The sequence below is a fragment of the Quatrionicoccus australiensis genome, from assembly GCF_020510425.1.
Classification (GTDB): Bacteria; Pseudomonadota; Gammaproteobacteria; order Burkholderiales; family Rhodocyclaceae; genus Azonexus; species Azonexus australiensis_A.
The window spans coordinates 2,388,810-2,402,943 of record NZ_JAHBAH010000001.1 but is presented as its reverse complement, the minus strand read 5'-3'; the positions used below and the strand labels follow the sequence as shown (position 1 = coordinate 2,402,943).

14 protein-coding genes are annotated in these 14,134 nt (G+C 62.6%); 6 read left to right on the top strand and 8 right to left on the bottom strand.

Annotated features, from left to right (window positions below):
* Positions 1-10: 10 nt before the first annotated feature.
* The 4 genes from KIG99_RS11505 to htpX are packed head-to-tail and all read right to left on the bottom strand — an operon-like array spanning position 11 to position 6,409.
* Positions 11-3,121 carry an efflux RND transporter permease subunit gene (locus KIG99_RS11505; RefSeq protein ID WP_226460296.1) on the bottom strand — a complete coding sequence of 1,037 codons (3,111 nt, stop codon included), beginning with the start codon at positions 3,119-3,121 and terminating at the stop codon, positions 11-13.
* Entirely contained in the window at positions 3,118-4,257 is a 1,140-nt protein-coding gene (locus KIG99_RS11500; RefSeq protein ID WP_226460295.1) for an efflux RND transporter periplasmic adaptor subunit, read from the bottom strand. The genes KIG99_RS11505 and KIG99_RS11500 overlap by 4 nt, the downstream gene beginning before the upstream one ends.
* Positions 4,254-5,492: a TolC family protein gene (locus KIG99_RS11495; protein ID WP_226460294.1), complete on the bottom strand. Its 1,239-nt coding sequence runs from the start codon at positions 5,490-5,492 to the stop codon at positions 4,254-4,256. The genes KIG99_RS11500 and KIG99_RS11495 overlap by 4 nt, the downstream gene beginning before the upstream one ends.
* A 41-nt stretch (positions 5,493-5,533) precedes the next feature.
* Positions 5,534-6,409 carry a protease HtpX gene (gene htpX, locus KIG99_RS11490; RefSeq protein WP_226460293.1) on the bottom strand — a complete coding sequence of 292 codons (876 nt, stop codon included), beginning with the start codon at positions 6,407-6,409 and terminating at the stop codon, positions 5,534-5,536.
* Positions 6,410-6,519: 110 nt separating this feature from the next.
* On the opposite strand from htpX, the gene KIG99_RS11485 reads away from it, so the two are divergent.
* Genes KIG99_RS11485 through lipA form a run of 6 tightly spaced genes read left to right on the top strand, consistent with a single transcriptional unit; the run spans position 6,520 to position 11,348 of the window.
* Positions 6,520-7,422, top strand: coding sequence for a LysR family transcriptional regulator (locus tag KIG99_RS11485; protein ID WP_264180413.1), 903 nt, complete (start codon positions 6,520-6,522; stop codon positions 7,420-7,422).
* A 35-nt stretch (positions 7,423-7,457) separates the two neighbouring features.
* On the top strand, positions 7,458-8,597 hold the full coding sequence (locus KIG99_RS11480) for a D-alanyl-D-alanine carboxypeptidase family protein (protein ID WP_226460292.1): 1,140 nt from the start codon (positions 7,458-7,460) through the stop codon (positions 8,595-8,597).
* 4 nt (positions 8,598-8,601) lie between these two features.
* Positions 8,602-9,489, top strand: a complete 888-nt coding sequence (locus KIG99_RS11475) for a D-amino acid aminotransferase (protein ID WP_226460291.1) — start codon at positions 8,602-8,604, stop codon at positions 9,487-9,489.
* Between the two features lies 1 nt (position 9,490).
* The gene (locus KIG99_RS11470) at positions 9,491-9,760 is read left to right on the top strand and encodes an HP0495 family protein (protein ID WP_226460290.1); all 270 of its coding nucleotides are present in this window, start codon (positions 9,491-9,493) and stop codon (positions 9,758-9,760) included.
* Between the two features lie 6 nt (positions 9,761-9,766).
* The gene (gene lipB, locus KIG99_RS11465; RefSeq protein WP_226460289.1) at positions 9,767-10,384 is read left to right on the top strand and encodes a lipoyl(octanoyl) transferase LipB; all 618 of its coding nucleotides are present in this window, start codon (positions 9,767-9,769) and stop codon (positions 10,382-10,384) included.
* On the top strand, positions 10,377-11,348 hold the full coding sequence (gene lipA, locus KIG99_RS11460) for a lipoyl synthase (RefSeq protein ID WP_226460288.1): 972 nt from the start codon (positions 10,377-10,379) through the stop codon (positions 11,346-11,348). The genes lipB and lipA overlap by 8 nt, the downstream gene beginning before the upstream one ends.
* Positions 11,349-11,370: 22 nt before the next feature.
* On the opposite strand, the gene KIG99_RS11455 is transcribed toward lipA, so the two are convergent.
* The 4 genes from KIG99_RS11455 to KIG99_RS11440 all read right to left on the bottom strand — a co-directional run bounded on the left by KIG99_RS11455 (position 11,371) and on the right by KIG99_RS11440 (position 14,034).
* A complete protein-coding gene (locus KIG99_RS11455) occupies positions 11,371-11,907 on the bottom strand; it encodes a YMGG-like glycine zipper-containing protein (protein WP_226460287.1) in 537 nt (178 codons plus the stop codon).
* A 28-nt stretch (positions 11,908-11,935) separates the two neighbouring features.
* Positions 11,936-12,283, bottom strand: coding sequence for a hypothetical protein (locus KIG99_RS11450; protein WP_226460286.1), 348 nt, complete (start codon positions 12,281-12,283; stop codon positions 11,936-11,938).
* Between the two features lie 112 nt (positions 12,284-12,395).
* Positions 12,396-12,722 carry a hypothetical protein gene (locus tag KIG99_RS11445; protein WP_226460285.1) on the bottom strand — a complete coding sequence of 109 codons (327 nt, stop codon included), beginning with the start codon at positions 12,720-12,722 and terminating at the stop codon, positions 12,396-12,398.
* 16 nt (positions 12,723-12,738) lie between these two features.
* Positions 12,739-14,034, bottom strand: coding sequence for an acetyl-CoA hydrolase/transferase family protein (locus KIG99_RS11440; protein ID WP_226460284.1), 1,296 nt, complete (start codon positions 14,032-14,034; stop codon positions 12,739-12,741).
* Positions 14,035-14,134: the final 100 nt, after the last annotated feature.

The following is a 14,134-nucleotide window of genomic DNA, read 5'->3' as shown; positions in this document are numbered from 1 at the left end:
ATCCCCTTGTTCATGCTTCGACCTTTTCGTCGTCAAACCAGCGATAGATGGTCGGCAGGACCACCAGCGTCAATAAAGTTGATGTTATCAGCCCGCCAATGACCACGATGGCCAGCGGACGCTGCACTTCGGAGCCCGGCCCGCTCGAGAACAGGAAGGGAATCAGGCCGAGCATGGCGACCGTCGCCGTCATCATCACCGGCCGGAAGCGCAGGGTCGCGCCTTCGACCACCGCATCGCGCACGCTGCGCCCTTCTTCGCGCAGGCCACGGATGTAGGAGACGAGCACAACACCATTCAGCACGGCAATGCCCCACAGCGCGATGAAACCGACCGAGGCCGGCACCGACAGGTATTCACGACTGACGAACAGGCCGATGATGCCGCCGATCGAGGCAAAGGGCAGCACGGTGATGATCAGCGTGGCAAAACGCAGCGAATTGAACAACAGGAAAAGCAGGAAGAAGATCGCCGCGATGGTGATCGGAATGATTACCATCAGGTGACCCAAGGCCCGCTCCATGTTCTGGAACTGACCGCCCCACTCAAGGTAATAGCCTTCCGGCAGCTTGATCTGATGCTCGACCTTCTGCTGCAGTTCGGCAACGAAACTGCCCAGGTCGCGATCTTTCACATTGACGCCAACCACGATGCGACGCTTGCCCAGCTCGCGCGAGATCTGCGCCGGACCATCGACAACGCTGATCCTGGCGACGTCGGTCAGACGCACTTGGGCGCCGTTACGCGAGGTGATCAGCACGTTCGAGATCGCTTCGACGTTGTTGCGGAAGCTTTCCGGCAAACGCACGACGCCGGGGAAACGCCGCTCGCCCTCGAAGATCTCGGTTGCTTCCTTGCCGCCGATCGCCGTCTCCAGCACATCGTTGACGTCGGAAACATTGAGGCCAAGTCGGGCGATCGCCTGCCGGTCAATTTCGACCGAAAGATACTGTTGACCGCTGATCCGCTCGATACGCAGATCCTGCGCCCCTTGCAGGGTTTGCGCCACCTTGCCGATCTGGCCGGCGAGCTTTTTCAGCTGATCGAGATCATCGCCGAAAACCTTGACGGCGATGTCGGAGCGCACACCGGTGACCATTTCATCGACGCGGTCGGAAATCGGCTGCGCCATGACGACCTGCACGCCGGGCAGTGCCTTGAGCTTGTCGCGCATCGCATCCTGGATGTCGTCCTGCGTCCAGCCCGAAGGCCATTCGCTGCGCGGCTTGAGGCTGACGATCGGCGTCGATTCGTTCGGCCCCTGCGGATCGGCCGGCGACTCGCCACGTCCGACGCCGGAGACGGCCGACTTGACGCCGGGCACCTGCATGACCAGGCGCATCGCCTCCATTTCCATCTTGATCGATTCTTCAAGCGAGATGTTCGGCACGCGATTGATGCCGGGCACCACCGAGCCTTCCTTCATTTCCGGAATGAAGGCGGTACCGAGGAAAGGCAGCACGGCGACAGTCAGCGCAAAGGCGCCGACCGCGGCCGCCACCGTCTTCCGTTCGTTGGCCAGCGCCCAGTGCAGCATCTTGAGATAGCGCTGCTTCATGACCTGGATCAGGCGCGTATCGTGATCGCCATCATGTGCCGGCGGCTTGAGCAGGTAAGTCGACATCACCGGCGTCAGCGTCATCGACAGGGCCAGCGAAATGGCCAGCGCGATGGCAATGGTGTAGGCGAGCGGCGCGAACATCTTGCCTTCCATGCCCTGCAGGGTCATCAACGGCAGGAAGACGAGGATGATGATGCCGACCCCGAAAATCACCGGCGTAGCCACTTCGACAACGGCACGCAGAATCACCCGCAACTGGCTTTCACCGCTCTTGGCCTGGCGCCCAAGCTGCAAGTAGGCATTTTCGACGACCACCACCGAGCCGTCGACCATCAGGCCGATGGCAATCGCCAGACCGCCGAGCGACATCAGGTTGGCCGAAATGCCGAGCTTGTTCATCGCGGTGAAGGTAAGCAGCGGCGTCAGGACCAGGGTCGCGACGACGATCAGCGAGGAACGCACATCGCCCAGGAAGAGGAAGAGCACGACGACAACCAGCACGACGCCTTCGAGCAGCACTTTCGTAACGGTCCACAGCGCCGCATCGACCAATTCCGAGCGATCGTAATAGGCGGCAATCTTCAGGCCATCCGGCAGCATCCCCTTGGCGTTGATCTCGTTAACCCGCTCCTTGATCTTGCTGACCACGGCCTTGGCGTTGCCGCCGGCAATCATCATGACGACACCGCCGACGGCTTCCGTCGTGCCATTCTTGATCACGGCGCCCTGGCGCACCTCGTGACCGATCTTCACCTCCGCCACATCACGGACATAGACCGGCACGCCGTCCTTTTCCTTGAGCACGATGGCGCGCAAATCTTCCAGATCGCGTACCAGACCGACGCCGCGGATCAGGTACTGCTCGGCATACTGCGGCAGCACGCCGCCGCCGGCATTGGCGTTGTTGCGGCCGACCGCCTGGTAGACGTCGCCGACCGACAGCCCGAAGTGACGCAGCTTGTCGGGATTGACCAGCACCTGGTACTGCTTGGCAAAACCGCCCTGCGAGTTGATTTCGGCAACGCCGGGGATCGAACGCAACAGCGGACGCACCACCCAGTCCTGGGCGATCCGGCGCTGCATCAGTTCTTCCTGGGTCAGGGTACGGTCGCCGTCATCCGGGCGTTCCAGCGTGTATTGATAGACCTCGCCCAAACCGGTGGACACCGGCCCGAGCACCGGCGTGATGCCTTCCGGCAGGCGCGAGCCGACTTCGAGCAGACGCTCCATGACCAATTGGCGAGCGAAATAGACGTCGGTCTTGTCATTGAAGACGAGCGTGATCAGCGACAGGCCCGGCTTGTTCAGCGAGCGCATTTCCTCGAGACCGGGCAGGCCGGTCATCGCGACTTCCAGCGGCACGGTGGCGAAACGCTCGACTTCTTCCGGCGGACGTCCCGGCGCCTCGGTCGCAATCTGGACCTGGATATTGGTGACATCGGGGAAGGCATCCACGGACAGCTTGCGCGCCGCATCCAGCCCGAAAAACAGCAGGATGACCGCAATCACCGCGACAATCAGGCGCTGCTTGAGCGCCGCACGAACCAGTGATTCGATCACGAGCCCTCCATTTCCTTGCGATTGCGTTCGTTATTCAGATGGAAGGCGCCTTCGACGACGATCTTTTCCTGCCCCTTGAGGCCGGAAATGACCACTCGCTGCCCACCCTGCTCGGCACCCAGCTTGACCTTGAGCAGTCGGAACACGCCCTCACCTTCAGCCACAAAGACATGGTCTTCGTCGCTTTCGCGAACCACGGCACTGGCTGGCACCACCAGACGTTCGACCGGCTTCGCCTCGATCAGCATCGAAGCCAGCATGGCCGGCTTGAGGCGACCGGCACGGTTATCCAGTTCGGTACGCACAAGTACCGTCCGGGTTTCCGGATCGATGGTCTGACCGACGTAGATCAGCTTGCCGACCAGCTTTTCATGCCCCAGGGCCGGCACCTCGATACTGACCGCCTGACCTTCCTTGACCTGACTGACCTGCTGTTCCGGCACCTGGGCCACCGCCCACAAGCGCGACAGATCGGCCACCACGAACAGCGCATCGGCCGGCTGCACCACCTGGCCCTGGGCCAGCTTGCGCTCGACGACGACGCCACTCAGGGTCGCCACCACCGGCGTCACGGAATTGACCGCCCCCTGCTTGCCGAGGCGGTCGATCGCGGCCGGTGACACACCGAGCAATTGCAACTGGTCGGCGGCCGCCCGCGTTTCGGCGACCGAGATCTGATGTTCGCTTTCGCGGCGCTGCAATTCAGCGGCACCGATCACGTCAGCCTCGAACAAGGCCTTGGCCCGCTCGGCATTGCGCCGGTTCAGTTCAAGCTGGGCACGCGCCTTGAGATAGGCCAGTTGCTGACTGGACAGCTCGCTGCTGTTCAGACTGGCCAGCACATCACCCTTCTTGACCGACTGGCCAAGCAAGGCATCGATATCGGTTACGCGTCCGGTAATGGTCGCGCCGATGCGCGCCAGGCGTTGCTCGTCGAAACTGATCTGACCGGCAACCCGCAAGGTCTCCGCGACCGGTTGCTTGCTCACATCGGCCAGCTTGAGCTGACCCAGCAATTCCTGGCCCGGCGTAACCAGAGCCGGATCAGCCGGCGGAGCCGCCACGCCCTTGCCGCTTTCCTTGTTACAACCTGCCAGCAGCGCAGCGGTCAACATCACCAGAAGTACTTTTTTCATTCCTTGCTTCCCCCGGGCAGCGCCCGCAGTCTTTCGATTTCCACCCAGGCCGCAGCCAGTTCAAAGCGCGCAGCAATCAACTCGGCCCGCGCGGCACGGAATACACGTTGCGCGTCCAGCACTTCGATGAAGCCGCGCTCGCCGAAGCGATAAGCAGCTTCGGCTACCTTCAGAGCCGCCTCGGCCTGGCGGACGATGCCAGACTCCAGCGCGGTGACCTGGGTCTGGGCGATTTCGTATTGCTGCACGGCAACCTGCAGCGTCTGGCCCAGCGCAAACTGCTGCGCCTCCAACTCGTTGCGGGCACGTGACAACTGTGCGGCGGCTTCGCCGACCGGACCGCTACGCCGGTCCCAGATCGGAATGGAGACCACGACACCGAACTTCGAGGTACGCATATCGGGGTCTTCGTCGTAACTGGCCTTGAGTGCCAAATTTGGCCAACGCTGCCCGCGCTCCAGATCAAGCTGGCGCTGGGCACGCACCATTTCGGCGCGCGCACGCGCCAGATCGGGGCTCGAATCCGTCAATTGCTTCTGCAAACCATCGAGCGGCAACAAGGCCGGCACATTGCGCAAGCTGCCGCTGACCGCAAAGTCTTCAGGCAGGGCTGCGCCAACCATCTGGCGCAACAGCGAACGCGCCTGCTGCACACGGAATGCCGCAGCCTGCGACGTCTTTTGCGCATTGAGCGCTTCCGCATCAGCCTTGATCAGTTCGAAACGCGGCGCTTCGCCGACCTCGACCCGCTTGGCAATGCGCGAGCGCACGCCTTCCATGAGCTTGGCATCTTCACGGGCATTCAACAATTCAGCCTGACGACGCAGCAACTCGAAATAGCGGCTGCGCAGACGGGCCAGCAGATCGGCTTCAAAGGCCCGGTTGCCGGCAGTTGTCACTTCCAGACTGGCCAGCGCGGTATCGATTCGCGCGGCACGTTTCCAGGGCATGTCGAGCGGCTGGGTCAGGCTGACACTACGTGCATCGCCGGTGTTGCCGCCCGGACTGCGCGCCCGTGCCGTCCCGCCCAGATATTCAAGTTCGGGATTGGGAAAGGCACTGGCACTGTCCACCGCATAGCGCGCCGCCGTCACCTGGTCACGCGCCGCCATGATCGAACGACTGGACTCCATAGCCAGCACTTCGAGTTGATTCAGGTCATATTCGGGCTGGGCAAAAGCCAGCGTTGCACTCAGCCCGCAAGTCAGAATCAGTATTTTTTTAAATTGCATCATGAGTTTTGTTTAGCAATCCGCATGCCATCGAGGCGCAGGGCTTAACGGCCTCCCAGTGCAGCAATACGTTCTTCCAGCGGCGGATGGCTGGAAAACAGCGCCATCCAGCCCTGGCCGCCAGCAATGCCGGAAGCGGCCATGTTCTGCGGCAGGGACTCGGTATGCATGCTGCCCAGACGGCGCAGCGCGTTCTGCATCGGCAGCGGCGAACGCAGCAGCTGCGCAGCACCGGCATCGGCGCGGAACTCACGCTGGCGCGAGAACCAGGCAACGATGATGCTGGCCAGGATACCGAAGACCACTTCGCAGATCATGCTGGTCACCATGTAGCCGATGCCCGGGCCGCTGCTCTCCTCGTCATTGCGGCGCAGGAAGGAGTCGACCGCGTAGCCGACAACACGCGACAGGAAGACAACGAAGGTATTGACCACGCCCTGGATCAGGGTCAGCGTCACCATATCGCCATTGGCGATGTGGGCAACTTCATGCGCCAGCACCGCCTCGACTTCTTCACGCGTCATGCCCTGCAGCAGGCCGGTCGACACGGCGACCAGCGAACTGTTTTTCGTGGCGCCAGTCGCAAAGGCATTCGGCTCACCGTCATAGATGGCCACTTCCGGCATCGGCAGACCAGCCCGTTCGGCAAGGCGCGCGACCGTGTCGACCAGCCAGACCTCGGTCGAGGAGGACGGCGCTTCAATGACGCGGGCACCGGTACTCCACTTGGCCATGCTTTTCGACATCAGCAGCGAAATGAAGGCGCCGCCAAAGCCGATCACACCTGCGAACACAAGCAGCATGCCGAGATTGAGTCCGTTGGCGGTCAGGAAGCGATTGACGCCAAGCAGGCTGGTGACCAGGCTGAGCACCAGCATCACGGCGAAGTTGGTGGCAAGGAAGAGCAGAACACGTTTCATGGTGAACTCCCGAAAATAAACTGAGGGGCGCATTCTATTGCGTTGCACAAAACCAAAAAACCGGAGCAAAATTGACAGACACTTCGGTTTTTTCTGCAGAACGAATTTCTATGCTCAACTACAAACATCTTCATTACTTCTGGGTCGTTGCCCAGGAAGGCAGCATTACGCGCGCTGCGGAACGCCTTGGCGTTGCCGTCCAGACGATCAGCGGGCAATTGTCGCTACTGGAACGCCAGCTCGGCAAGGCCTTATTCAACAGCCAGGGACGCGGCCTGGTCCTGAGCGACGCGGGGCGCCTGGCGCTCGGTTACGCCGACCAGATTTTCCAGCTGGGCGACGCCTTGGGCGAGGCGGTGCGCAACTCCGACAGCGAATCGACGCTGCGCCTGCGCGCCGGCATTACCGACGGCATTCCCAAGCTGCTCGCCTATCGCTTGCTCAGCTCGGTCACCAGCATGCCGCTCGATATCCGCCTGGTTTGCGACGAGGGCGAGTTCGAAACCCTGCTCGCCGACCTCGCACTGCACCGCCTCGATGTCGTGCTAACCGACCGCGCCGCACCGGTCGGCGGCAACCTGAAGGTATTCAGCACCCGGCTGGGCGATTTCGCGACCGGGCTTTTTGCCATTCCGGAACTGGTCGACCGCTACGCACCCGACTTCCCGCACAGCCTCAACGGCGCGCCCATGCTCCTGCCCACCCGCCACAACGCACTGCGCGGCCGCATCGACCGCTGGCTGGAAGGTGCCGGCATCCGCCCGAAAATCGTTGGCGAATTCGAGGACAGCGCCCTGCTCAACACCTTCGGCCGCGGCGGCCTGGGCATTTTCCCGGCGCCGCTGGTTCTCGCCGACCAGATCGAGGCCTCGTTCAATGCCCGTCCGCTCGGCGCCATGGAGGCAGTCAGCGAACAGATCTACGCGATCTCCAACGAGCGTCGTATCCGCCACCCGGCGATCGAGGTTCTCTGTGCTGCCTCGCCACTGGGCGCCACGACGCCGGGGGTATAATTTCCGCCCCCAACGTAAAACAAAGCAAAAAAACCATGCCGCTGTTTCGCAATATTCTTGTCCTTGCCCTGAGCCTCGTTTGTGCCGGCTCGGCGCTCGCCCAGCAACAACCCGTACCCCCTGCCCTCGCCGCCAAATCCTGGCTGCTGCTGGAAATGGGCTCCGGCCAGATGTTGACCGCCGAGAAGCCCGACGAACGTCTCGAACCCGCTTCGCTGACCAAGCTGATGACGGCCTACCTGACCTTCTCGGCCATCCACAAGAAAACCATCGCCCTCACCCAGCCTCTGCCGGTTTCGGAAAAGGCCTGGCGCACCGGCGGCTCCAAGATGTTCGTCCGGGTCGACACGCAAGTTCCGGTTGAAGACCTGATCAAGGGCATGATCGTCCAGTCCGGCAACGATGCCTGCGTCACGCTGGCCGAAGCCATCGCCGGCAGCGAGGACAACTTCGCGCAGATGATGAACCGCGAAGCACAACGCCTCGGCATGAAGTCCTCCAGCTTCCGCAACTCGACCGGCCTGCCCGATCCCGAGCACTACACCACGGCGCGCGACCTCTCCATCCTGGCCGGCGCGTTGATCCGCGACTTCCCCGAGGAATACAAGAAGTATTACTCGATGAAGGAATTCACCTACAACGGCATCACCCAACCGAACCGCAACCGCCTGCTCTTCATCGACCCCAGCGTCGATGGCGTCAAGACCGGCCACACCGATGCCGCCGGCTACTGCCTGATTTCCTCGGCCCTGCGCGACAAGCGCCGCCTGCTCTCGGTCGTGCTCGGCACGGCTTCGGATTCGGCGCGCGCCACCGAGTCGCTCAAGCTGCTCAACTGGGGCTTCCTCTCCTACGATGCCGTGACGCTGTTCGCGAAAGAGCAGCCGGTCGCCGCGCTGCGCGTCTGGAAGGGTCAGCAAAGCCAGGTCAAGGCCGGTTTCACCAACGACATGGCGATTGCCGTGCCCAAGGGCTACGCCGAATCGGTGAAGTCCGAATTCGTTGCCGAGCCGCGTCTGATCGCGCCGATCGAGCTGGGCCAGAAGCTGGGCACGCTGAAAGTCAGCGTCGACGGCAAGCCCTATGGCGAATATCCGGTCGTTGCTCTTGAAAAAATCGAAATCGGCAACATCTTCATCCGTATCCTCGACAGCATCCGCCTCTGGTTCAACTGACCCCATGACCCCTTACGTCGCCGACCCGGTTTATCTGAATGGCCAGTTCCTGCCGCTCGCCGCGGCCGGCATCTCGCCGCTCGACCGCGGTTTCCTGTACGGCGACGGGGTTTATGAAGTCATTCCGGTCTATTCCCGGCGCGCCTTTCGCATCGATGAACACCTCAAGCGCCTGCAGGCGACGCTGGACGGCATCAAGCTGGCCAACCCGCTGCCGGTCGACGCCTGGAAAGAGGTCGTTTTCAAGCTGATCGCCAGCGCGCCCTGGGACGACCAGTCGATCTACCTGCAGGTGACACGCGGCGCCGACGACAAGCGCGACCACGCCTTTCCGCCGGCCACCGTCACGCCGACCGCCTTTGCTTTCGCCTCACCGCTGGTTACTACGCCAGCCGAGGTCAGGGCCAGAGGCGTTGCTGCGATCACGGTGCCCGACCTGCGCTGGAGCCGCTGCGACCTCAAGGTCATCTCGCTGCTCGCCAACGTGCTGGCCCGTCAGCAGGCGGTCGAACAGGGCTGTGCCGAAGCATTGCTGCTGCGCGACGGCTGGCTCAAGGAAGGCGCCGCCTCGAACATTTTCGTGGTCAGGGACGGCGTGCTGCTGGCGCCGCCCAAGACGCAGCTGATGCTGCCCGGCATCACCTACGACGTGATCCTCGAACTCGCAGCCCAACATGGGCAGGCGCTGGAAGTGCGCGAAATCAGCGAAACTGAACTTCGCGCCGCGGATGAGGTCTGGATGACCTCATCGACCAAGGAAATCCTGGCGATCACGACGCTGGACGGTCAACCGGTCGGACATGGCAAAAATGCCGGCCGCCCCGGCCCGGTCGGCGAACAGATGTGGCAGTGGTACCAGGACTTCAAGAACACGGTAATGCGTAAAGGCTGACATGGCATCGTACAAGGACACCCTCCTCGAATTTCCCTGCGACTTTCCCCTCAAGATCATGGGCAAGGCGCACGACGAGCTTTCCCAGGTGGTACTGAGCATCGTCACCCAGCACGCCCCCGATTTCGACGGCGCAACCATGGAAATGCGCGCCAGCTCCGGCGGCAACTACATCAGCCTGACCTGCACCGTGGTCGCCACCTCGAAGCCGCAGCTCGATGCGCTGTACACCGACCTGAGCGGCCACCCGCTGATCAAGGTCGTCCTCTAAGCCTCCGTGACACCCACCGTCAAACACCTGGGCCGGGTCGACTACGAGCCGACCTTCCAGGCCATGCAGGCGTTCACCGCCAACCGTACGGCCGCAACGCCGGACGAGCTGTGGATCGTCGAACACCCGCCGGTCTATACCCTGGGCCAGGCCGGCAAGCCGGAGCACATCCTGCGCGATGTCGGCATCCCGCTGGTGCAGATCGACCGCGGCGGCCAGGTCACCTACCACGGGCCCGGCCAGGTCGTCATTTATCTGCTGCTCGATCTGGCGCGCCTGAAAATCAAGGTGCGCGAACTGGTTACCGCCATCGAACAGGCGGTCATCGACCTGCTTGGCAATTACGGCGTCACGGCCGAGCGGCGCGACGGCGCGCCCGGCGTCTATGTCGGTGCCGCCAAGGTCGCCGCGCTCGGCCTGCGCATCCGCAACGGCTGTTCCTACCACGGCGTTTCGCTCAACGTGGACATGGACCTGAGCCCGTTCGAAGCGATCAATCCCTGCGGCTACCCCGGCCTGCAGGTCGTGCAGACCAAAGACCTGAATATTCCGCTCACCGTCGGCGAGGCGGGCGAGCAACTCTCGCAGCAACTGCTGCTGCAACTGGAAAGACAACATGGCTGAAAACGAGATCAAGGGCGGCGCCAAGCAAAAAGGCGTCAAGCAAAAGGGCGAACTGAAGACGGCGCGCATCCCGATCAAGATCGTGCCGGTCGACACCCCGCTCAAAAAACCGGACTGGATCCGCGTCAAGGCCGGCAACAGCGCCGGCCGCTTCGGCGAGATCAAGACCATGCTGCGCGAGAAGAAGCTGCACACCGTCTGCGAGGAAGCGACCTGCCCGAATATCGGCGAATGCTTCGGCCGCGGCACGGCGACCTTCATGATCCTCGGCGACATCTGCACGCGGCGCTGCCCGTTTTGCGACGTCGGTCACGGTCAACCGCTGCCGCCCAACCCGGACGAGCCGCGCGAACTGGCCGAATCGGTCGCCCTGCTCAAACTCAAATATGTCGTGATTACCAGCGTCGACCGTGACGACCTGCGTGACGGCGGCGCCCAGCATTTCGTCGATGTCATCCGTCACACGCGCGAACTGTCGCCGACCACGACCATCGAAACCCTGGTGCCCGATTTCCGCGGCCGCATGGACGTGGCGCTCGACGTGCTCGGCGGCGCCCTGCCCGACGTGCTCAATCACAACATGGAAACCGTGCCCCGCCTCTACAAGCAGTCACGCCCGGGCGCCGATTACCAGCACTCGCTGGACTTCCTCAAGCAATTCAAGGCGCGCTACCCGAAGGTGTCCACCAAGTCCGGCCTGATGGTCGGCCTTGGCGAAACCGACGAGGAAATTCTTGAAGTCATGCGCGACCTGCGCGCCCACGATGTCGAGATGCTGACCATCGGCCAGTATCTGGCGCCGTCCGGGCATCATCTGCCGGTGTCACGCTACGTGCATCCCGACACCTTCAAGATGTACGAGGAAGAAGCGAAAAAGATGGGCTTTACCGGCGCCGCCTGCGCCCCGATGGTCCGCTCCAGCTACTGGGCGGACCAGCAGGCACACAGCGCCGGCGTCGCCTGAGCGAAGCCCGGCTGCCGCCGACCTATCGGGCTGGCGGCGGCGGGGGCAAACCCGGCGGCGGCGGAGGAATGCCGGCATCGGCGGCACGCACCGCCGTGGGGGATGGCGCGGAAGCTGACGCACGCGGCGTCGCCATACTGGCCGGCACCGGGACACGATGTCCCTGGGCATACATGCACTGCACGTAGGCATTGTCGTACTGGCGCTGGGTACCGACGCCGGAAGCGCGCGCCGCATCGGAACCCGCCGCACTGCCGAGCAACAGGCCGGCACCGGCACCAATCGCCGCACCGCGCCCATCGCCGCCAATTGCCGCACCGGCCAGCGCGCCGACCGCCGTTCCGACCGCCGCACTGGTCACCGCCGACTTCTGCGCCGCCTCTTCGGCCGTCTTGCCGCCGATCTGGGTATGCGCAAACTGGCGGCAATAAACATCATCCGCACGGAAGCGCTCGATCGACTGACCACTGCCGGGCAGGGCCATCACACTCGGCCCGGTCGGCATGACGGTACAGGCACCGAGTGCCAGGAAACCGGCGAGCGGCAAAAGTCGCATCATGGAATTTTTCTGCATGTTCATGATTTGCTCACTTTTCCGGCTGCGGCAGAACCTTCTGCCAGCCACCCGGACATTCCTTGACGTAGGGGTAATAGCCCTTCTTGGCTGCGCAGTAATGCCAGTATTGCTGGGCAGGTGCCTGCGCCGGCTCGGGCGCAGCGGCTTCCTGCTTCTCGATGTAGACGGTTGGCTCCGGCGGCGGCGCCGGCTGCACGACAATCACTTCCTGCCGGTAATAAGGGGGATAGAACCAGGGCGACGGATAGCCCCAGTAAGGGCCGACATAAACGCCGACCCGACTGCCATGCGCCCAGGCACTGCCGGCTCCGGCGATGACCAGAAATGCCAGCAAGGACAGAGATTTCAGTAATTTCATGGGAACACCCGATCTTCCAGACTCACGCTTACAAGATAGCGAATTATCGGCAGATCGGGCGGACTCAATTGCAACAGTATGTAATGGCCGGCGGCTTGCACCGGCAGACCGCTCAGTCGTCGCGATCGAGCATTTCCGCACGCTTGCGGCGCAGGCCTTCGGGCATTTGCAGCGTCGTCCGGTCCCAGCCCTCGAGCTCGAGCACCTGATCAAGGCAATCCTCCATCAGCGCATAGGCCTCTGCCGTTGCGGCAGCGATGGCCTGGTGCACAGCCGGGATGTTGCCCGGCTCGATTTCGCAATTGCCCTGGTAGCGGAACAGTTCGCGCAGGCTCCGCAACTGCACTGCCACCTGACCAGGACAGGCGCACATGTAGATGGTCGCCTCCTCGATGATCTGCTCGAGTTCCTGGTCGGAAAAGCGGCGTTGCAATTGCATTGGAGCCCCCCGGAACTCAGAGCAGCTTCATCTTCTTGGCCGCTTCGCGCAGTTCGCCGCGGAAGTCCGGATGGGCAATGCCGATCAGGGCTTCGGTGCGCTGCTTGGCGGTCTTGCCGCGCAACTGGGCGACGCCGAACTCGGTGACGACGTAGTTGATGTCGTTCTTGCTGGTCGTCACGTGCGTACCGGCCGACAGGGTCGGCACGATGCGCGAGATGGTGTCGTCCTTGGCGGTCGACGGCAGCACGATGAAGGATTTGCCGCCGTTCGAACGATTCGCCGCGCGCACGAAGTCGGCCTGGCCGCCGGTGCCGGAATACGGCGCCGAACCGAGGCTTTCCGAGCCGCACTGGCCCATGAAGTCGATCTGCATGGTCGCGTTGATGGCGTGCAGGTTGTCGTTCTGGCCAGCCAGATACGGGTCGTTGGTGAAGTCGACCGGGTGCATTTCGAGCGCCGGGTTGCGGTTCATGAACTGGTACAGCTTCTTCGAACCGAGGGCAAAGGTGGCGAGGATCTTGCCGCGCCCGTAGTTCTTCTTGCTGTTGGTGATCACGCCGGCTTCGACCAGGGTCATGATGCCGTCGCCGACCATTTCGGTATGGATACCGAGATCGTGCTTGTGGGTCAGCTGCATGACCACCGCATCGGGAATGCCGCCGTAGCCGATCTGCAGGGTTGCACCATCCGGGATCATGTCGGCAACGTACTTGCCGATGGCCTGCTGGACCGGACCGATCTTGGGCAGACCGACTTCGAGGATGGGATCGTTGCTCTCGGTCAGCGCCGCCACCTGCGAGATGTGGATGTGGCAATTGCCGTTGGCGAAGGGCACGTTCGGATTGACTTCGAGTACCACGGCACGGGCCTTGGCGATCGCCGCCATGGTGTAGTCCGGGGCCAGCGACAGCGAGAAATAGCCGTGCTCGTCCATCGGCGAAACCATCGTGAACACGACATCGGCCGGGCTCAGGTTGTTGTTGATCAGCGACGGCAGCTCGGAGAAATAGGCCGGAATGAAGTCGATCCAGCCCTCCTGGCCGCCCTGACGCGAGGCGCCGCTGAAGAAGTAGGCGGTGTGGCGGATGTTCTCAACGGTTTCCGGATCGAAATAGGCGTACTTGCGCACCGGCAGGATCTGCGACACGGTGACATCGCGAAAATCGCGGCGCGCTTCGGACAAGGCCGTCAGCAGCGAAGGCGGTTCGCCGACCGCGGTCGGGACGACGATGGTGTCGCCATTCTTGACGACACGAATGGCATCGGCGGCCGACATGCGCTTTTGTTGGTATTGGGCCTGAACTGACATTGCTTTCTCCTCCGGATATTGTTTTAAAAAAGCTGATGCTCGCATATTGGTCGGACCAAAAGGCTGACCAGGATCAAAAAAAATCGATGCCTAAGGCATT

Excerpts from the sequence above, each read along its gene's own strand:
- lipA (WP_226460288.1), top strand. The coding sequence starts at position 10,377 with ATGGCTGAAAACGAGATCAAGGGCGGCGCCAAGCAAAAAGGCGTCAAG.
- KIG99_RS11470 (WP_226460290.1), top strand. The coding sequence starts at position 9,491 with ATGGCATCGTACAAGGACACCCTCCTCGAATTTCCCTGCGACTTTCCC.
- KIG99_RS11450 (WP_226460286.1), bottom strand. The coding sequence starts at position 12,283 with ATGAAATTACTGAAATCTCTGTCCTTGCTGGCATTTCTGGTCATCGCC.
- KIG99_RS11475 (WP_226460291.1), top strand. The coding sequence starts at position 8,602 with ATGACCCCTTACGTCGCCGACCCGGTTTATCTGAATGGCCAGTTCCTG.
- KIG99_RS11445 (WP_226460285.1), bottom strand. The coding sequence starts at position 12,722 with ATGCAATTGCAACGCCGCTTTTCCGACCAGGAACTCGAGCAGATCATC.
- KIG99_RS11480 (WP_226460292.1), top strand. The coding sequence starts at position 7,458 with ATGCCGCTGTTTCGCAATATTCTTGTCCTTGCCCTGAGCCTCGTTTGT.
- htpX (WP_226460293.1), bottom strand. The coding sequence starts at position 6,409 with ATGAAACGTGTTCTGCTCTTCCTTGCCACCAACTTCGCCGTGATGCTG.
- KIG99_RS11440 (WP_226460284.1), bottom strand. The coding sequence starts at position 14,034 with ATGTCAGTTCAGGCCCAATACCAACAAAAGCGCATGTCGGCCGCCGAT.
- KIG99_RS11500 (WP_226460295.1), bottom strand. The coding sequence starts at position 4,257 with ATGAAAAAAGTACTTCTGGTGATGTTGACCGCTGCGCTGCTGGCAGGT.
- KIG99_RS11495 (WP_226460294.1), bottom strand. The coding sequence starts at position 5,492 with ATGATGCAATTTAAAAAAATACTGATTCTGACTTGCGGGCTGAGTGCA.
- KIG99_RS11485 (WP_264180413.1), top strand. The coding sequence starts at position 6,520 with ATGCTCAACTACAAACATCTTCATTACTTCTGGGTCGTTGCCCAGGAA.
- KIG99_RS11455 (WP_226460287.1), bottom strand. The coding sequence starts at position 11,907 with ATGATGCGACTTTTGCCGCTCGCCGGTTTCCTGGCACTCGGTGCCTGT.